Origin of the sequence: Pseudomonas mendocina, from assembly GCF_900636545.1 — a bacterium.
Classification (GTDB): Bacteria; Pseudomonadota; Gammaproteobacteria; order Pseudomonadales; family Pseudomonadaceae; genus Aquipseudomonas; species Aquipseudomonas mendocina.
In genome coordinates this window covers 1,312,179-1,331,172 of sequence record NZ_LR134290.1, presented here as the reverse complement: position 1 = coordinate 1,331,172, position 18,994 = coordinate 1,312,179, and the positions used below count along the sequence as shown (strand labels likewise).

At 63.9% G+C, this 18,994-nt stretch carries 17 protein-coding genes; 9 read left to right on the top strand and 8 right to left on the bottom strand.

Features of this window, described 5'->3' with window-relative positions; genetic code table 11:
* Positions 1–3 precede the first annotated feature (3 nt).
* Entirely contained in the window at positions 4–1,167 is a 1,164-nt protein-coding gene (locus EL191_RS06110; RefSeq protein ID WP_041977369.1) for an efflux RND transporter periplasmic adaptor subunit, read from the bottom strand.
* A 160-nt stretch (positions 1,168–1,327) separates the two neighbouring features.
* Here EL191_RS06110 and EL191_RS06105 point away from each other — a divergent pair, with 160 nt between their 5' ends.
* Positions 1,328–2,062: a response regulator gene (locus EL191_RS06105; RefSeq protein WP_013714347.1), complete on the top strand. Its 735-nt coding sequence runs from the start codon at positions 1,328–1,330 to the stop codon at positions 2,060–2,062.
* A complete protein-coding gene (locus EL191_RS06100; protein WP_041977366.1) occupies positions 2,059–3,123 on the top strand; it encodes an ATP-binding protein in 1,065 nt (354 codons plus the stop codon). Before EL191_RS06105 ends, EL191_RS06100 begins: the two co-directional genes overlap by 4 nt.
* 77 nt (positions 3,124–3,200) lie before the next feature.
* On the opposite strand, the gene EL191_RS06095 is transcribed toward EL191_RS06100, so the two are convergent.
* The 6 genes from EL191_RS06095 to EL191_RS06070 are packed head-to-tail and all read right to left on the bottom strand — an operon-like array spanning position 3,201 to position 9,587.
* Positions 3,201–4,160: a D-2-hydroxyacid dehydrogenase family protein gene (locus EL191_RS06095; protein WP_041977363.1), complete on the bottom strand. Its 960-nt coding sequence runs from the start codon at positions 4,158–4,160 to the stop codon at positions 3,201–3,203.
* Between the two features lie 14 nt (positions 4,161–4,174).
* Entirely contained in the window at positions 4,175–5,689 is a 1,515-nt protein-coding gene (locus EL191_RS06090; protein ID WP_041977361.1) for a tripartite tricarboxylate transporter permease, read from the bottom strand.
* 4 nt (positions 5,690–5,693) lie between these two features.
* Positions 5,694–6,146: a tripartite tricarboxylate transporter TctB family protein gene (locus EL191_RS06085; protein ID WP_041977359.1), complete on the bottom strand. Its 453-nt coding sequence runs from the start codon at positions 6,144–6,146 to the stop codon at positions 5,694–5,696.
* Between the two features lie 52 nt (positions 6,147–6,198).
* Positions 6,199–7,179 carry a Bug family tripartite tricarboxylate transporter substrate binding protein gene (locus EL191_RS06080; RefSeq protein ID WP_013714342.1) on the bottom strand — a complete coding sequence of 327 codons (981 nt, stop codon included), beginning with the start codon at positions 7,177–7,179 and terminating at the stop codon, positions 6,199–6,201.
* 41 nt (positions 7,180–7,220) lie between these two features.
* Positions 7,221–8,471: an OprD family porin gene (locus tag EL191_RS06075; protein ID WP_013714341.1), complete on the bottom strand. Its 1,251-nt coding sequence runs from the start codon at positions 8,469–8,471 to the stop codon at positions 7,221–7,223.
* A gap of 39 nt (positions 8,472–8,510) precedes the next feature.
* On the bottom strand, positions 8,511–9,587 hold the full coding sequence (locus tag EL191_RS06070) for a 4-oxalomesaconate tautomerase (RefSeq protein ID WP_041977357.1): 1,077 nt from the start codon (positions 9,585–9,587) through the stop codon (positions 8,511–8,513).
* Between the two features lie 212 nt (positions 9,588–9,799).
* Between EL191_RS06070 and EL191_RS06065 the strand changes: the two genes are divergently transcribed.
* The 3 genes from EL191_RS06065 (at position 9,800) to EL191_RS06055 (ending at position 13,655) form a co-directional block, all read left to right on the top strand.
* The gene (locus tag EL191_RS06065) at positions 9,800–10,732 is read left to right on the top strand and encodes a LysR family transcriptional regulator (RefSeq protein WP_041977355.1); all 933 of its coding nucleotides are present in this window, start codon (positions 9,800–9,802) and stop codon (positions 10,730–10,732) included.
* A 128-nt stretch (positions 10,733–10,860) separates the two neighbouring features.
* Positions 10,861–13,059: an OsmC domain/YcaO domain-containing protein gene (locus tag EL191_RS06060; protein WP_041977353.1), complete on the top strand. Its 2,199-nt coding sequence runs from the start codon at positions 10,861–10,863 to the stop codon at positions 13,057–13,059.
* A 2-nt stretch (positions 13,060–13,061) separates the two neighbouring features.
* Positions 13,062–13,655, top strand: coding sequence for a nucleotidyltransferase family protein (locus tag EL191_RS06055; RefSeq protein WP_041977351.1), 594 nt, complete (start codon positions 13,062–13,064; stop codon positions 13,653–13,655).
* A gap of 24 nt (positions 13,656–13,679) precedes the next feature.
* Here EL191_RS06055 and EL191_RS06050 read toward each other — a convergent pair whose 3' ends face one another.
* Positions 13,680–14,564, bottom strand: a complete 885-nt coding sequence (locus EL191_RS06050; protein ID WP_041977349.1) for a LysR family transcriptional regulator — start codon at positions 14,562–14,564, stop codon at positions 13,680–13,682.
* Between the two features lie 106 nt (positions 14,565–14,670).
* On the opposite strand from EL191_RS06050, the gene EL191_RS06045 reads away from it, so the two are divergent.
* The 4 genes from EL191_RS06045 to EL191_RS06030 all read left to right on the top strand — a co-directional run bounded on the left by EL191_RS06045 (position 14,671) and on the right by EL191_RS06030 (position 18,953).
* On the top strand, positions 14,671–15,369 hold the full coding sequence (locus EL191_RS06045; RefSeq protein WP_041977347.1) for a CoA transferase subunit A: 699 nt from the start codon (positions 14,671–14,673) through the stop codon (positions 15,367–15,369).
* A gap of 11 nt (positions 15,370–15,380) precedes the next feature.
* A complete protein-coding gene (locus EL191_RS06040; protein WP_041977345.1) occupies positions 15,381–16,037 on the top strand; it encodes a CoA transferase subunit B in 657 nt (218 codons plus the stop codon).
* Positions 16,038–16,167: 130 nt separating this feature from the next.
* The gene (locus EL191_RS06035; protein ID WP_041977343.1) at positions 16,168–17,349 is read left to right on the top strand and encodes an acetyl-CoA C-acetyltransferase; all 1,182 of its coding nucleotides are present in this window, start codon (positions 16,168–16,170) and stop codon (positions 17,347–17,349) included.
* Between the two features lie 260 nt (positions 17,350–17,609).
* Positions 17,610–18,953: a short-chain fatty acid transporter gene (locus EL191_RS06030; RefSeq protein WP_041977341.1), complete on the top strand. Its 1,344-nt coding sequence runs from the start codon at positions 17,610–17,612 to the stop codon at positions 18,951–18,953.
* Positions 18,954–18,994 lie beyond the last annotated feature (41 nt).

Below are 18,994 nucleotides of genomic sequence, written 5' to 3'. Positions count from 1 at the left end.
CGATCAGCGCGCGGACGAGCTGGCCAGCTCGCTCGCGGTGCCGGTTTGCCACAGCCGCGCCTTGACCGGCGCGCCCTCGGCCAGGCGATCGAGCCCTTCGATCACCACCCGCTGGCCGGCGCTAAGGCCGCTGACGATGCGATAACGACGACCCACCAGCTCATCGAGCTCGACCGGCACGCGCTGCACCTGCTCATCCTCGCCCAGCACCCACACGCTGGCCTGGCCGTCACGGCGCAACACTGCCTGTTGCGGCACACTCAGGGCATCGGCGTAGTGCGCCCGCGGCACCCGCGCCAGCACGTACATGCCGGGCAGCAGTTGCCGGTTGGGGTTGTCGACCTGTACACGCAGCAACACGTTGCCGGTGCCGGCATCCACGCTGATGCCGGAGAACAGGATCTTGCCGCTCAGCCCGTAGGCCTTGCCGCTGCTGTCGAGCACCTGCACCGGCACACCGTCGGCGTCGGGTGCCAGCTGGCTGCCCAGGGCCTGGCGCCAGCGCTCCAGGCTGGTGGCGGATTCGCGCACATCGACATACACCTGATCGATCTGCTGCACGGTGGCCATGGGCGTGGTGTCGGCGGTCGAGACCAGGGCGCCTTCGGACACCTGCGCCTGGTCGACGCGCCCGGCAATCGGCGCGCTGACGGTCGCGTACTTCAGATCCAGGCGCTTGCGCGCCAGCGTCGCTTCGGCCTGGGCGACGTCGGCGGCGGCCTGCTCACTCTGGGAGGCGGCGTCGTCATAAGTCTGCTGGCTGACCGCTTCGGCGCTGACCAGGGGCCGCAGGCGCTCGACCTGAATGCGCGCGCGGGCCAACACGGCCTGGGCACGCTTGAGCGCGGCCGCCGCGTTTTGCACCTCGGCCTTGAACGGCGCGGCGTCGATCTCGAACAGCGCAGCGCCAGCCTGGATGTCGGCACCTTGCTCGAACAGCCGGCGCTGCACGATACCGCCGACCTGCGGACGAATCTCGGCGGTTCTGAACGCCGCGACACGAGCAGGCAAATCCTCGCTGACGTCCAGGGTCTGCGGTGTCAGCGTCATGACCGACACCTGCACGGGTTCCGGTTGTGCCTCCTGCTGCGGCGCATCACAACCTGCCAGTCCCAACACGGCAAGCACTGCGAGCACACGGCCCAGATGCCGTTGTTTGCTGCCCATAACCCTCTCCTCACTGAACACTGCTGCCCGACACCTGATGCAGGTCGGGAACTGATCGAAGCGGCAGTCTGAAACGAGGCTATTGCGAATGATTCGAGGCTTTGTGGAGAAAGCATGGAGGCCGCGATAACATTCAGCGCCATCGTCTGCGAGCCTGCCCATGTACGATCCCCACGCACGCACCAGCTCCGCCTCCTCCGCTCCGGCACTAGTGCTGATCGCCGAGGACGAAGCCGAGATCGCCGACATCCTCATCGCCTATCTGCAACGCAGCGGCCTGCGCACCCAGCACGCCAGCGACGGTCAGCAGGCCCTGGCAATGCACCAATCGCTCAAGCCGGATCTGCTGCTGCTCGACGTGCAGATGCCCGTGCTCGATGGCTGGAAGGTGCTCAGCGAAATCCGCTCCCGTGGCGATACCCCGGTGATCATGCTCACCGCCCTCGATCAGGACATCGACAAGCTGATGGGGCTGCGCCTGGGCGCCGACGACTACGTGGTCAAACCCTTCAATCCGGCCGAAGTGGTAGCGCGGGTGCAGGCCGTACTGCGGCGCACACGAGCGAGTGCACCGACCGCCACGCAGGTGCTGCGCGTCGGCGCTTTCCAGATCGACCTGGACAGCCATGAGGCCAGCGTACTTCGTGATGGCCAGACGCAGACGCTGGATCTGACCCTGACCGAATTCAAGCTGCTGGCCTGCCTGATGCGCGCACCGAAACGAGCATTCAGCCGCGCCGAACTACTGGAGAGCTGCCTGCCCGAAGGCGATACGCTCGAACGCACCGTGGACAGCCACGTCAGCAAGTTGCGCAAAAAACTCGAAGCCCTCGATATCCAGGGCGTACCCGCCAGCGTCTGGGGCGTGGGTTATCGCTTCGGCGCCGAGCCATGAAGCCGACACCGGGCCTGCGCCGGCAGATCATCCAGTCCCTGGCGGTGATGGCGCTGGGCATCATCTTCATCGCGGTGTTCGGCTCCTACGTGTTCTACGCCATCGCCGTGACCTACCTACCAGGCAGCATCTCCGAAACCTGGATGCCCTCAAGGGTGGAGATGATCTGGATCGGCTGCACCATCATCGCCGCACTGGGCATGGCGATATTCGTCGCCATACGCCTGTCACGGCGGCTGATCACCCCGCTGAACTCGGTAGCGCACAGCCTGCGCGAAGTGGCCCAGGGCAAGCTAGACGCACGCGCCCCACTGGACGAACAGGCCACGGGCGAAACCGCGCAACTGGTGCGCGACTTCAATGCGATGGCCGAACGCCTGCAGGGCATGACCCGCGAACGCGAGTTCTGGAACGCCGCCATCGCCCACGAGTTGCGCACCCCGGTGACCATCCTGCGCGGCCGTCTGCAGGGCCTGGCCGAAGGCGTTTTCAGCCCCAGCAGCGAGCTGTTCGAAGGTCTGCTACGCCAGGTGGAAGGCCTCAGTTGCCTGATCGAGGATCTGCGCGTGCTGAGCCTCAATGACAGCGGCCATCTGGAAGTGCAACGGATCAGCGTTCGCCTCGCCGATGAGCTGGGCACCGTACTGCAGGCCTTCGCCACGCCGCTGGCGGAAAAAGGCTTTGCCCTGCATCAGGAACTGGACGCCGATCTGCTGGTGGAGTGCGATGCCGTGCGCATCCGCCAGGCGCTGATGGCACTGCTGGAAAACGCACTGCGTCATGCCGATCCGGGCAATCTACGAGTGCGCCTGGAACAGGCCGGCGGCGAGTGCCAGTTGAGCGTGGAAGATGACGGCCCCGGCATCGACAGCGCCCTGGCCATCGATATCTTCGAGGCCTTTCGCCGTGGCGACCCGTCGCGCTCGCGCAAGAGCGGCGGCAGTGGCCTGGGCCTAGCGGTGGTCAAGGCCATCGCCGAGGCACATGGCGGACGGGCGTTCTGGCAGCCGTCTGCGAGCGGTGGTAGCTGCTTCGTGTTGAGCTGGCCGCTGCGACAATAGAAAGCGCCCCAGGAAGACTCGCGACACGTGGCTAGAGTGTGGCCAGAAGCAAGCCATGCAGGTTGCGCGAGGAAGAGTCAGTGGAACTCGACCGTGCCCGTCGCAGCCAACTTCATCGCAAACGTCCTGACATTGGCGAAGGCCTCGCCGAAGTAGGCTTCGTAGTTGTGCTTTTCGACGTAACCCAGATGCGGGGTGCAGAGAATGCGAGGATGGGTCAGCAGGGGGTGGTCGGCCTGCAGGATCGGCTCCTGCTCGAAGACGTCCAGCGCCGCCTGGCCAGGACGGCCACTGTCGAGCGCATCGAGTAGCGCTCCGGGGGCGATCAGCTCGGCGCGGCTGGTGTTGACCAGCAGGGCGTCAGGCTTCATCCGCGCCAGGTCGGCTGCGCTTACGCAATGCCGTGTGGCCTCTACCAGACGCAGGTGCAGGGTGAGGATATCGGCCTGCTCGAAGAAGGCCTCGCGCGTCGGCGCCGCCTCATGGCCATCGGCCACGGCGGCCTGGCGCGAGGCCTCGCTGCCCCACACCAGCACCTGCATGTCGAATGCGCGGGCATAACGTGCCAGGCGCTGGCCGATCTTGCCGTAACCCCAGATGCCCAGCGTCTGGCCATACAGACGCTGCCCGAGGTTGACCTGCCAGTACCCGTCATACAGACCGTTCATGGCTTCGCGCAGTTGACGCCGCGCATTGAGGATCAGCGCCCAGGTCAGCTCGGCCGCAGCGATGGGTGAGCCGGTGCCCTCGGCGACGGTCACACCGCGCTTGCGGCAAGCCTCCAGATCCAGATGCGGGCCGGCTCGCCCGGTCTGGCTGATCAACTTCAGGTTGGGCAAGCGCGCCAGCAGCGCAGCGTCGATACGCGTACGCTCGCGGGTCAGCACCAGCGTGTCGGCATCGGCGAAGCGCTCGACCAGTACATCCGGGTCGCTGACGGCATCGTGATACACGCGAACATCGAAACCCTCCAGCAGCCCGAAGCAATCGAGCTGTTGCACGACGCGCTGATAGTCATCCGGGATCACGATACGCATGCCAAGCCTCCGAATCAGGCCACGCTGGCGGCGCGGCCCTGCTGACGACGGGCACGCCAGGCGCGCCAGAATGGCAGCACGATCATCACCGCCACCAGGCCCCAGACCACCCAGGTGATCGGGCTGGCGTACAGAATACCCAGATCACCGCTGGACAGGGACAGTGCTCGACGCAGGTTCTGCTCCATCATGCCGCCGAGGATGAAGCCGAGCAGGATCGCCGACAGCGGGAAGTCCAGCTTGCGCAGGACGTAGCCGAAGAGACCGATGGCGATCATCAGGTACAGGTCGAAGGTAGTCGCGTGTACCGCGTACACGCCAATCGCCGTGATGATCGCTACCGCCGGCACCAGTGCCCAGTAAGGCACGGCAAGTACCTTGGTGAAGATCTTGATCATCGGCACGTTCATGATGATCAGCATGATATTGGCGACGAACAACGAGGCAATCAGGCCCCAGACGATGTCCGGCTGGTTCTGGAACAGCAGCGGCCCCGGCGTGATGTTGTACAGCGTCAGGGCACCGAGCATCACCGCAGTGGTGCCCGACCCCGGCACACCGAGGGTCAGCATCGGCACCATGGAGCCACAGGCAGCCGCGCTGTTGGCGGTTTCCGGTGCGGCCAGGCCGCGCAGGTCGCCATTACCGAACTTGTTGTCCTTCACTGCCAGGCGTTTTTCGCTCATGTAGGAAACCGCGCTGGCCAGTGTCGCCCCAGCGCCCGGCAGCACGCCGAGAACGAAACCGACCACGCCGCTGCGCAGGTTGGTAGCGAGCACGAAGCCGCCTTCCTTCATGTTGAACAGCATGCGCCCGCTGGCCTTGATCGCTTTCTGGCCGTGATGGGTGCGCTCCAGCAGTACCAGCAGCTCGCTGACCGAGAACAGCCCCAGCACCAGCACCACGAACTGAATGCCATCGGCCAGCCCCAGGCTGCCGAAGGTGAAGCGATATACGCCGCTGTTGGCGTCGATACCCACGCAGGAAAGCAGCAGGCCGATCAGCGCGGCGACGGCGGTTTTCAGCGGTTTGTTGCCGGCCATTCCGGCCAGGCAGGTGATGGCGAAGACCATCAGCACAAAATATTCGGCGGGGCCGAACGCCACCGCCCACCTGGCCAGCAACGGTGCGAACAGTACGACGCCGGCCGTGGCGATCAGGCCGCCGATGAACGAGCTCCAGGCCGACAGGGACAGTGCGACACCGGCCTGGCCCTGGCGGGCGAGCGGGTAGCCGTCGAGGGTAGTCATGACTGCGGATGCTTCACCCGGAATGTTCAGCAGGATCGAGGAAATACGGCCGCCGTATTCGCAGCCCAGGTACACCGCAGCAAGGAGGATCAGTGCAGTTTCCGGCGGCAGGCCCAGGGCGAAAGCGACCGGAATCAGCAGGGCCACGCCGTTGATCGGGCCGAGCCCAGGCAGCAGGCCGACGACGGTGCCGATCAGGGTTCCGCACAGGGCGGTGACGAGGTTGTAGGGGCTCAGCGCCACGCCGAAGCCATGGCCGAGATAACCGAGAGTATCCATGGGTTCAGCTCTCCAGGGTTGAAAGGATGCCAAGCGGCAGCGGTACGGCCAGCGCCCTGTCGAACAGCAGGTAGAGGCCGATGGCCAACACCACGCCGCTGATCAGGCTGTGCAGCCAACTGCCGCCATACAGACGCGCCATGCCGATGCCGAAGAGCACGCTGGCGGGTATGAAACCGACGGTTTCGAAGAGCACGGCGTAGCCGATCATCAGGCCGAGAAACACCAGCGCCTTGACCATCACTTCGCGGTTCAGGGGTGGCTCCTCGCTCTGCACGTCGCCAGCCGGTTTGAGCAGCAGCTGCAGACTGGCAAAGGCGATCAGCAGTAACAGCAACAACGGGAAGGCCTTGGGCCCGACCGGCTCGTAGGAAAACGGTGCGCTGTAATCCCAGGCGAAATATCCCAGGATGCAGCAAAGCAGCAGGGTCACCCCCGCAAAGATACGGTCATGCATGTGGATGCGCTCCAGAACGCTGCGCCGTCAGAGACGGCGCATGGGAACTTCGTTACTCGACCAGGCCGAACTCGCGGCCCAGCTTGCGGTATTCCGCAACCTGGCTCTTGACCAGCGCATCCAGCTCCGGTCCGGTCACGTAGTAAGGCAGTACATCGCGGTCGGCCAGGTAGGCCTGAAAGTCGCTGGAGGCGGCGAGCTTGGCGAAACGCTCCTGCCACCAGGCCACGTCTTCCTCTTTCACGTCCGGACCAAGGAAGTAACCGCGGATCAGCGGCCACTGAATCTCGTAGCCTTGTTCGCGTGCGGTGGGGATAGAAGCCAGATCACCGCCGAGTCGCTCCTCGCTGAACACTGCCAGGGTGCGAATCTTGTTGCCCTGCTGCGCGCGGATCTCGCTGGCGCTGCCGGTGACCAGATCGACGTGGCCGCCCATCAGCGCCATGTAGTGCTCGGCACCGCCCTCGAATGCTGCGTAACGCAGATCACGCGGGTCCACACCCGCGGCGCGGGCCAACAGGGCGATCTTCACCCAGCCCTGCCCTCCGACACTGCCACCACCGCCGACCACGATGCTTTTCGGGTCTTTCTTCAGCGCCTGAACAACGTCGTCGAGGTTCTTGTAGGGGGAATCGTCACGTACAGCCAGGGTGCCGTAGTCGTTGCCGACGGTGGCCAGCCATTTCACCGCCGTCTCGTCGAAGCGACCGTATTTACCCAGGGCCAGGTTGAGCAGCGATGCGCCGGAGAAGGCCACCAGGGTGCCGGGTTCGGCACGACGGTTGGCCGCGATGGAGTTGTACGCCACGGCGCCGATGCCACCGGGCATGTAGGTGACGCGCATCGGTGACTTGAGCAGACCCTCGTCCTTGAAACCGGCCTGGGCCAGCTTGCAAGTCAGGTCGAAACCGCCGCCTGGTTTGCTTGGGGCGATGCACTCCGGACGGGACGGTTCGCCAGCCAGTACCGAACCACTGGCAAGCAATACGGCGAGGGACAACGGCAGAATGCGGCGGATAGAGCAGGTGATCATGATGGGTTCCTCTTATTGGTCTTGTATGTACGGCCGGTGCATTACCAGAGCGGCACGATGTAACTCAGGATCAGGCGATTCTCGTCCAGGTCGCGGACGAAGCTCGACCGGTAGGTCGCGTTTCGCCAGGTCACTTTCAGATTCTTCAGCGGGCCATCGCCGAAGGCGTAGGCGATATCGGTATCGCGTTCCCACTCACGCCCCTCGCCTACCGCCAGGTCGACCTGGTCGCCGCGCACATAGCGAGTCATGAAGGTCAGCCCCGGCACTCCGACGCTGGCAAAGTCGAAGTCGTAACGCAGTTGCCAGGAACGCTGGTCGGGACCGGCGAAATCGTTGATCTGCAGGAAGTTGGTCAGGTAAGGCGTAGCCCCGTTGACGTAGGTGAAGCCATCGTCACCGAGCATCTTCTGGTAAGCCAGGCCCAGGGAGTGACCTGCGGCGCTGTAGGTGAACATGCCGTTGATGACACGGTTGTCGATGTCGCCAGCCAGTTCCTGCCCGGCTTCGCTGTTGCTGAAGTAGCGTAGATCGCTTTTCAGCTTGCCAGGCCCCAACGCCAGGGTGTGCTGCAGGCCGAGGAAATGCTGGCGATAGACATCGCTCAACTCGGCGTAGTGATAACTGGCGAGCAACTGCGGGTTGATGGCGTAATCCACGCCTGCGAAACGCAACTCGTCGCTCTCCGGGCTGCCACCGAAACGGCCGTTCTTGTTGTTCAGCGTCAGCTTGTCGGAGCCGGAAACGTTGCGCTGCACCACGCGATCGATCTCGCCGAGGGTGAAGGTAGCGCGCTCGAGATCCTTGCTCTGCACCTGCCAGCCCTCGAACACCTGAGGCAACAAGCGTGCGTTGCTGTATTGCAGGTAGGGCATCTTCGGCAGCAGCGTGCCCACACGCAGCTGGCTCTCGGCGAAACGCACCTTGCCGGTCACGCCCAGCTTGCTGTAGTCGTCCTCGGCACGGTTGCGGCTGTTGCGCGGCAGCAGGTCGGTGCCACTGCGATCAGGCGAGGAATCGAGCTTGATGCCGAGCATGCCGATGGCATCGACGCCGAAACCCACGGTGCCCTGGGTGTAGCCGGACTCCAGGTTGAGAATGAAGCCCTGCGCCCATTCTTCGCGTTTGTTCTGCCCGGCATTCTCGCGAAAATCGCGGTTGAGATAGAAATTGCGCAGCTCCAGGCTGGCCTTGCTGTCCTCGATGAAACCGGCAGCGTTGGCACCGACTGCTGGCAATGCCATGACCGTCAGACCGACGACGGAGCAACTGAGGGATTTTGTTCTTGTCATTGTGGTTGGCCCTAGGGGTGTGGTTGTGGTGAAACGAAGTCAGCTGCCCGTGCGCCTCAGGGTGGGGATGTACACCTCGCCGGAGAACAGGCGACGGGCCGTGCGCACCAGCGAGGCACGCAGGTTCTCGGGGTTACCGTCTGCGGCAGGCTGCAGGGAAACCTCGATCTGGCCGCCCGGATGCTCCAGGCGTACCAGCGCCTCGCCTTCGATGGGCGCGACATCCTGGGCGACGCTGCCGGGCAGCGCACAGGCCGTGGCCAGGCCGATGGCCCCGGTGGCAGCGACCGAGCGGTGGCAGTTGTGCGGCATGAAATAGCGCACGCTCAGCGTGCCGCCGTGGCGTGCAGGTGCCAGCAGCACCGGTTTGGGAATGACCATCTGCGACACATCGCCAAGCCCCATGGCCAGGCCGGCCTGCAGGCGAATGCGTTCCAGGCGCTGGAGAAACGCGCTGTCGGCATCCAGCTCGGCGGGCGACTCGTAGCCGGTCTTGCCCAGCGCCTCGGCATGCATCAGCACCATCGGCATGGCCATGTCGATGCAGGTCGTCGCGACACCGTCGAACTCGTCACGCACGCGGCCGGTAGGCAGCAGGCGACCGGTCTTGGCACCAGCGGCATTGAGGAAGGTCAGCTTGATGGGCGCGGCAGTACCGGGCACGCCGTCGATGGCGGTGTCGCCGTCATAGCGAACGCGGCCGTTAGGGGTCATCACGTCGGAATCGACGAAGGTGTTGGTGTTGAGGTTGCGAATGCGCACCCGCGTCATCGGCGAGCCGGCATTGACCAGGCCGTGCTCGATGGCGAAAGGACCGATGGCGCAGAGCATGTTGCCGCAGTTGGGCGCGGTATCGACGCGGCGCTGGGTAACCATGACCTGCACGAACAGGTAGTCGACATCGGCGTCCGGATGCGGCGAGCGACTGACGATCGCCACCTTGCTGGTCTGCGGGCTGCCACCACCGATGCCGTCGATTTCCAGCTCGTGGCCCGACCCCATCAGACTGAGCAATACCTCGTCGCGCTGCTGCGGGTCAGTGGGCAGGTGATTGGCCAGAAAGACCGGTCCTTTCGAAGTACCGCCTCGCATGAGTACACAAGGTACCGTCCGCATGATGCCTCCAACGCAATAAAACTAGTGATTGTTGCTTTGCGTTGATTATGAGGAGCACGTATTTATTCTGTAAAATGCATATATTTTGATATTTATTCCATTTTTCGCATTAATGCATCCGGAAGTTTTCTCGCTTGCCAGTCCTGAGCCGAAAGACTAGGGTTCATTGGTAACTTTCAAACAAAAATACGCACAACTGATAACCCAGGCGCATGAATTACGAACTGCAAGACATCCGCGCTTTCGTGAAAATTGCCGAATTCGGCAACTTTCACGAGGCAGCCAACGCCATCCACCTGTCCCAGCCGGCATTGACCCGGCGCATGCAGAAGCTGGAAGAAAGCCTCGGTATCCAGCTCCTGGACCGCACCACGCGCCGTGTCAGCCTGACAGCCGTGGGCCGGGATTTTCTGCCCAAGGCGCAGCGCCTGCTGGACGACTTCGAGCGCTCAATCCTCGGCATTCGCGAACTGGCTGAGCGCCAGTCCGGCCAGGTCACCCTCGCCTGCATCCCGACGGCCGCCTTCTACTTCCTGCCAACGGTGATCCGCGCCTTCAACCTTCAGTACCCGAAGATCCGCATCCGTATCCTCGACCTCAGTGCTCATGAAGGGCTGGAAGCGGTGATACGTGGCGAAGCGGATTTCGGCATCAACATGCAGAGCGGGCAGAGCGCGGAAATCGACTTCACGCCGCTGGTCAACGAGCCTTTCGTGCTCGCCTGCCGGCGCGATCATCCCCTGGCCAAACGCTCTGAAGTGGCCTGGCGCGAGCTCAGCGACTACCGCCTGATTGGCGTCGGCCGTCTCAGTGGCAACCGCGTGCTGCTCGATCACGGCCTGGCCCATCTCGACTGGCGCCCAAGCTGGTTCTACGAGGTGCAGCACCTGTCGACCTCACTCGGCATGGTCGAGGCCGGCCTGGGCATCGCCGCCCTCCCCAGCCTGGCGATGCCGGCCGAGGATCATCCGATTCTGGTCAGCCGGCCGCTGGTCGACCCGGTAATCAGCCGTACTCTGGGTCTGGTGCGCCGCCGTGGTTCTTCACTGTCACCGGCAGCCGAACAGTTCGTCGAAACCCTGCTGCGGCAATGGCCGAGCTATACCTCCATCGGCGCCACTAACCCCGCCGAACCCGAAAGCTGAGCCGCTGTTCGGGCCTGCGCATACAGGCCACTGGTCCGAGGCGCTTTCATCGGCAACCACCGAGCAAGACAGGCCGCCGAAAACCCGGATAATGGCGGCCATTTTGTTTCGCTCGCTGGTATTGCCCCATGGAAATCAAGGTCAACTTTCTCGACAACCTTCGCCTCGAAGCCAAGTTCGATGACTTCACGGTGATCGCTGATCAGCCGATTCGTTACAAGGGCGATGGATCGGCGCCAGGGCCGTTCGACTATTTCCTGGCCTCCTCGGCGCTGTGCGCGGCGTACTTCGTCAAGCTGTACTGCCAGACGCGGGACATTCCCACCGAGAACATCCGCCTGTCGCAGAACAACATCGTCGACCCGGAGAACCGCTACGCGCAGATCTTCAAGATTCAGGTCGAGCTGCCCGCCGATATCTCCGAGAAGGATCGCCTGGGGATTCTGCGTTCCATCGACCGCTGCACCGTGAAGAAGGTGGTGCAGCAGGGCCCCGAGTTCATCATCGAGGAGGTGGACAACCTCGACGCCGACGCCCAAGCGTTGCTGATGCCGGTGAGTGACACCACCACCTACATCCCGGGCAAGGATCTGCCGCTGGAGCAGACCATCGCCAACATGTCGGGCATCCTCGCGGATCTGGGGATGAAGATCGAGATCGCCTCCTGGCGCAATATCGTGCCCAATGTCTGGTCGCTGCATATCCGCGATGCGCAGTCGAACCTGTGCTTCACCAACGGCAAGGGTGCGACCAAGGAAAGCGCCCTGGCCTCGGCGCTGGGCGAGTTCATCGAGCGGCTGAACTGCAACTTCTTCTACAACGACCAGTTCTGGGGCGAGGACATCGCCGCTGCCGAGTTCGTGCATTACCCTAACGAGCGCTGGTTCAAGCCGGGCCCGAAGGACGCGCTGCCCGAGGAAATCCTCGACGAGCACTGCCTGGCCATCTACAACCCGGACGGCGAGCTGCGCGGCTCGCACCTGTACGACACCAACTCGGGCAACACCCTGCGCGGCATCTGCTCGCTGCCGTTCGTGCGCCAGAGCGACGGCGAGACGGTGTACTTTCCGTCCAACCTGATCGAGAACCTGTACCTGTCCAACGGCATGAGCGCCGGCAACACCCTGGCTGAAGCCCAGGTGCAGTGCCTGTCGGAAATCTTCGAGCGGGCGGTGAAACGCGAAATTCTCGAAGGCGAGCTGTGCCTGCCGGACGTGCCGCAGGACGTGCTGGCCAAGTACCCGGGCATCGTCGCCGGCATCCAGGGCCTGGAGGAGCAAGGCTTTCCGGTGCTGATCAAGGACGCCTCGCTTGGCGGCGAATTCCCGGTGATGTGCGTAACGCTGATGAATCCGCGCACCGGCGGCGTGTTCGCCTCCTTCGGCGCGCACCCGAGCCTGGAAGTGGCGCTGGAGCGGAGCCTCACCGAACTGCTGCAGGGCCGCAGCTTCGAAGGCCTCAACGACCTGCCGCAGCCGACCTTCGACAGCCTGGCGCTGACCGAGCCGAACAACTTCGTCGAGCACTTCATCGACTCCAGCGGCGTGGTGTCGTGGCGCTTCTTCGGCGCCACGCCGGACTTCGAATTCGTCGAGTGGGACTTCTCCGGCGAGGGTGCAGACTCCAATGAACAGGAAGCCGCGACCCTGTTCGGCATCCTCGAAGACATGGGCAAGGAGGTCTACGTCGCCACCTACGACGACCTTGGCGTCAATGCCTGCCGTATCCTGGTGCCGGGCTACTCGGAGATCTACCCGGTCGAGGATCTGGTCTGGGACAACACCAACAAGGCCCTGCTGTTCCGCAAGGACATCCTCAACCTACATGCCCTGAGCGACCGCGAGCTCAAATCGCTGCTGCGCAACCTCAACAACGCCGAGGTCGACGACTACACCGATATCACCACGCTGATCGGCGTCGAATTCGACGACAACACGGTGTGGGGCCAGCTGACCATTCTCGAGCTGAAGCTGTTGATCAACCTGGCGCTGAAGAAATACGACGACGCCAAGGAACTGGTCGAGGCCTTCCTGCAGTACAACGACAACACGGTCGAGCGTGGCCTGTTCTACCAGGCAGTGAATGCCGTGCTGGAGATCCAGCTGGACGACGAGCTGGAGCTGGCCAACTTCGAGCACAACCTGCGGCGCATGTTCGGCAGCGAGCGCATGGACGCGGTGATCGGCTCGGTAGACGGCAGCGTGCGCTTCCATGGCCTGACGCCGACCAGTATGAAACTGGAAGGTCTGGACAAGCACCTGCGCCTGATCGACAGCTACAAGAAGCTGCACGCCGCGCGCGCCAGGGCGGCGGGGTTGGCTGGCTGAGCATGGCCAGCGAGCGCCCAACTCAAAGAGTCGCCGCGCTGATGCTGGCGGCCGGCTACAGCCGCCGCTTCGGCGCCGACAAGCGGCGTGCAACGCTGGCCGACGGCCGCTCGCTACTGGCGGCCAGCCTGACCCTGCCCTGTTCGATGCTCGAAGAGGTCTGGCTGGTGCTGCGCCCGGACGAAGCGCCGACAGGAATGGACCTGCCAACTGGCGTACGAGTCGTGCAAAACGCTGCTAGCGCCCAGGGCATGGGCCACAGCCTCGCCGCTGGCGCTGAGCGCCTACTGGCTGAATCCAACGCTGATGCCGTGGCGATCTTTCTCGCCGATATGCCGTCGATTCATCGGGACAGCCTGGAAACCCTGATCGCCCACTCCAGCGCGAACAACATCGTACTGCCCAGCTATCAGGGCAAACGCGGCCATCCGGTGCTGTTCGGCCGCAATTTCTGGCCGCAGCTTGCGACGCTGAGCGGCGATGCTGGCGCCAAGCCGGTGCTGCAGCAGAACCCCAACGCCGTAAGCATCGTCGAACTGGACGACTCTGGTGTGCTGCAGGACATAGACACCCCGGCAGACCTTTCTCAGCTCTAGGTCCGCCAAGGGGGTTCAACCGCCCTACTGCCCGGCCTGATGCAGCAGAACCTCGCTCAACGCCTGCGCCGCACTGGACAGCTGATGTCCAGCCTGGTGCAGCAGGCCGACGCGGCGCGACACCTGCGGTTCACTCAACGGCAGGCAGCGGGCGCCCAGTTCTTCCATCTGCTGCCGGCACAGGTGCGGTACGGCGCTGACGCCGAGGCCTTCGGCGACCATGCGTCCGACCGTGACCAACTGATGACTCTCGAACGCCACCGGCAGCTTACCGTGGCTGGAGATCACGCTGTCTTCCAGCAGCAGGCGCACCGCCGAAGGCCGTTGCAGGGTGATGAAGGGTTGTTCCAGCAACTGCGCCCAGGTCAGTGCTGCCTGCTCAGCCAACTCGCTGGCGACCGGCACCACGGCGACGAAGCGATCCTCGTACAGCGCCGTGAATTGCAGGCCATCGAGGCTCAAAGGCTCGAAGGCGATGCCCAGCTCGACGCGACCGTCGCGCACCATCTCCATCACCTGTTCGTTGATCACGTCATGCACCGCCACGTTGACTCGTGGGTAGGCATCGCGGAAGGCACGCAGCGCCGCCGGCAGGCGGTTGCCGGCGAACGACGGCATGGCCGCCACCGCCACCTTGCCCATCTGCAGGGTGAAGTGCTGACGCAACAGGTCCTCGGCGTTATCCCAGTCGGCCAGCAGGCGCACGGCAATCGGCAGCAACGTCTCGCCCTCCGGCGTCAGCGCCACGCTGCGGGTGGTACGCACCAGCAATTGACCGCCGAGCGATTGCTCCAGGTTCTTGATCGCCAGGCTCAACGCTGGCTGCGACAGATGCAGGCGCTCGCAGGCCTGGGCGAAGCTCAGGCTTTGCGCCACGGCGAGAAAAGCGCGTAGCTGCTTGACGGTCATTAATTTATTTACCTGATCAATAAAGAGGAAAAACAAACTTAACAAATAAGCTCATAGCGCAGAAGCTTGGTCTCATCCCAGATAACAACAAAAGAGGCAGCCTCTAATGAGCGGACTCGACAAACGCGTCGCCAGCTACGCAGAAGCCCTGGATGGCCTGCAGGACGGCATGACCGTGCTGGCCGGCGGTTTCGGCCTGTGTGGCATCCCCGAGAACCTGATTGCCGAGATCCGCCGTCGTGGCGTGCGCGATCTGACCGTGGTGTCCAACAACTGCGGCGTCGACGGTTTCGGCCTCGGCGTGCTGCTGGAAGACCGGCAGATCCGCAAGATGATCGCCTCCTATGTCGGCGAGAACGCCCTGTTCGAGCAGCAACTGCTGTCCGGCGAGCTGGAAGTCGAACTCACCCCGCAAGGCACCCTGGCCGAGAAGCTGCGCGCCGGCGGCGCCGGCATCCCCGCCTTCTTCACTGCCACCGGCTACGGCACCCCGGTCGCCGAAGGCAAGGAAGCGCGCGAGATCGATGGCCGCCACTACATCCTCGAGCCGGCCATCACCGGCGACTTCGCCATCGTCAAGGGCTGGAAGGCCGACCACTTCGGTAACGTGGTCTACCGCCACACCGCGCAGAACTTCAACCCGGTGGTCGCCACCGCCGGGCGCATCACCGTGGTCGAGGTCGAAGAGATCGTCGAGCCCGGTGAACTCGACCCCACGCAGATTCATACCCCTGGCATCTACGTCGACCGGCTGATCTGCGGCAGCTTCGAGAAACGCATCGAAAAACGCACGCTGCGCGCCTGAGGAGAAAGACCATGGCTCTTACCCGTGAACAAATGGCCCAGCGCGTGGCCCGCGAGCTGCAGGACGGCTTCTACGTCAACCTCGGCATCGGCATTCCCACCCTGGTCGCCAACTACGTACCCGAAGGCATGCAGGTGATGCTGCAGTCGGAGAACGGCCTGCTCGGCATGGGCGCATTTCCGACCGAAGATGAAGTGGATGCCGACATGATCAACGCCGGCAAGCAGACCGTCACCGCGATCAAGGGCGCAGCTATCTTCGACTCGTCACAGTCCTTTGCCATGATTCGTGGCGGCCATGTTGACCTGACTGTACTTGGCGCCTTTGAGGTGGACGTGCGCGGCAACATCGCCTCGTGGATGATCCCCGGCAAGCTGGTCAAAGGCATGGGCGGCGCCATGGACCTGGTGGCCGGTGCCGACAACATCATCGTCACCATGACCCACGCCTCGAAAGACGGCGAATCCAAGCTGCTGGAGCATTGCAGCCTGCCGCTGACCGGCTGCGGCTGCATCCGCAAAGTGTTGACCGACCTGGCCTATCTGGAGATCGAAAACAACGCCTTCGTCCTGCGCGAACGTGCGCCGGGTGTTAGCGTCGAGGAAATCGTGGCCAAGACCGCCGGCAAGCTGATCGTCCCCGAACACGTGCCAGAAATGAGCTTCTAAGTTGTCTACCGTTCTGTAGGCGCCACCACGCACGGCGCCTACAGAGCGTTTTTTGGCTATGTCCTACACCCTGTAGGAGCGGATTCATCCGCGAAGCTTTTTCCGCCCTACCGCGCCAAGAGGATTTCCCATGCAAGACGTCGTCATCGTCGCCGCCACCCGCACCGCCATCGGCAGCTTCCAGGGCAGCCTGGCTGATATCCCCGCGCCCGAGCTCGGCGCCATCGTCATCAAGCGTCTGCTGGAGCAGACCGGCCTCGATGCCGCCCAGGTCGATGAAGTGATCCTCGGCCAGGTGCTCACCGCAGGCAGTGGCCAGAACCCCGCGCGCCAGGCCGCCATCCGCGCCGGCCTGCCGCATGCCGTGCCTGCCATGACCCTGAACAAGGTCTGTGGCTCGGGCCTTAAGGCCTTGCACCTGGCCACCCAGGCTATTCGCTGCGGCGACGCCGAGGTGATCATCGCTGGCGGCATGGAAAACATGAGCCTGGCGCCCTACGTGCTGCCCAAGGCGCGCACCGGCCTGCGCATGGGGCATGCACAGATGCTCGACAGCATGATCGTCGACGGCCTGTGGGACGCCTTCAACGACTATCACATGGGCATCACCGCCGAGAATCTCGTCGAAAAGTATGGAATTTCCCGAGAAGCCCAGGACGCCTTTGCCGCCGAATCGCAGCAAAAGGCCGTGGCCGCCATCGAGGCCGGGCGCTTCGATACCGAAATCACTCCAGTCATGATCCCGCAGCGCAAGGGCGACCCCATCGCCTTCGCCCGTGACGAGCAGCCACGCGCCGGCACCACCGCCGAATCCCTGGCCAAGCTCAAACCCGCATTCAAGAAGGACGGCAGCGTCACCGCCGGCAACGCCTCCAGCCTCAACGACGGTGCCGCTGCCGTGCTGCTGATGAGCGCGGCCAAAGCGCAGGCGCTGGGTCTGCCGGTACTGGCGAAGATCGCTGGCTATGCCAATGCCGGTGTCGATCCGGCGATCATGGGCATCGCCCCGGTATCGGCTACCCGCCGTTGCCTGGACAAGGCCGGCTGGAGCCTGGCCGACCTGGACCTGATCGAAGCCAACGAAGCTTTCGCGGCCCAGGCGCTGTCGGTCGGCCAGGAGCTGGGTTGGGATGCTGACAAGGTCAACGTCAACGGCGGCGCCATCGCCCTCGGCCATCCCATCGGCGCCTCGGGCTGCCGCGTGCTGGTGACACTGCTGCACGAGATGATCCGCCGCGACGCCAAGAAAGGCCTGGCCACGCTGTGCATCGGTGGTGGTCAGGGTGTGGCGCTGGCTATCGAGCGCGTCTGAGCGCCAGACAATCGCCGCTGAAACGCCTACCACACGGCCCGCCTGGCTCCTGTGGGAGAGGCTTTAGCCGCGACGATTTATAAAGAGGTATGCCTGGAGGCAATCCGGGGAAACCGGAAATGGACCTCCCGGATTTCATCCGGGCTACACCACCAGCTCGGCCTCGGCCGAGCTTTGTCATATCCACCGCAACACCCAGGCATAGCCAACTCTGAATGCCCGGTTAGCCCTTACACAACCATAAGAAAGAGGCGTCATCCATGTTCAACACCCTCACCCGCATGAGTGTGAGCCTGGTACAGAAGTACTTGCCCTCACCCTTCGTGTTCTCTGCGCTCCTGACCTTGGGAGTCCTGCTCGCCGGCATCCTCTCCACCGGCCAGTCGTTGCCGGCCATGGTGCAGCACTGGAGCGGCGGCTTCTGGACGCTACTCGGCTTCGCCATGCAGATGGCGCTGATCTTCGTCACCGGTCACGCCCTGGCCAGCGCGCCGATCATCAACCGTCAACTCGACCGTCTGGCGGGCATGGCGCGCACACCGGGCCAGGCGATCATCATGGTCACCCTGGTGGCGCTGGTCGGCTGCTGGGTCAACTGGGGTTTTGGCCTGGTGATCGGCGCGGTGTTCGCCCGCGCCCTGGCGCGCAAGGTCGATGGCGTCGACTATCCGCTGCTGGTGGCGTCGGCCTACTCGGGCTTCCTGGTCTGGCACGGCGGTCTTGCTGGCTCGGTACCGCTCTCCCTGGCCACCGGCGGCCCGGATCTGGCGCGCATCACCGCAGGGGTGCTGACCGACCCGGTAAGCATCACCGAAACCCTGTTCAGCACCCTCAACCTGACCATCGTCGCCCTGCTGTTCATCGGCCTGCCGCTGCTCAACCGCGCCATGCACCCGCGCCAGGGAGCCAAGGTTGCCGATGCCGCCAAACTGGTCGAGTCTCGCGCTGAACTACCAGCCCGTGATACCCCGGCGCAGCGCCTGGATGACAGCCGCATCCTTGGCCTGGCGCTGGTGGCCATGGCCGGCATCTACCTGTTCAACCACTTCGCCACCAAGGGCTTCGTGCTTGGCCTGGATGTGGTCATCGCCATCTTCCTGTTCAGCGGCCTACTGATGCACGGCACCCCGGAGCGCTATATGCGCGCGGTGGACGAGAGCGTGCGCGGCATCGGCGGCATCGTCCTGCTGTTCCCCTTCTACGCCGGGATCATGGGCATGATGATGGGCGCCAACGCCGATGGCATCTCCCTCGGCCGGCAGATCACCGAAGCGTTCATTTCCTGGTCCTCGGCCGACACCTTTCCGTTGCTGGCCTTCCTCAGCGCTGGCGTGGTCAACGTGTTCGTCCCGTCCGGTGGCGGCCAGTGGGCCGTGCAAGGTCCGATCATGCTCCCAGCCGCCCAGGCTCTGGGCGTTTCGCCGACCGTTACCGCCATGGCCATTGCCTGGGGCGACGCCTGGACCAACATGATCCAGCCATTCTGGGCGCTGCCGCTGCTCGGCATCGTCGGCCTCGGCGCCCGCGACATCATGGGCTACTGCCTGATCATGCTGCTGTACTCGGGCGCGGTGATCTGCGGCGCGTTCTACTTCCTCGGCTGACCAGGCAGCCAGGCCTTGCAGGGTGGGCTGGGCGGCGATCC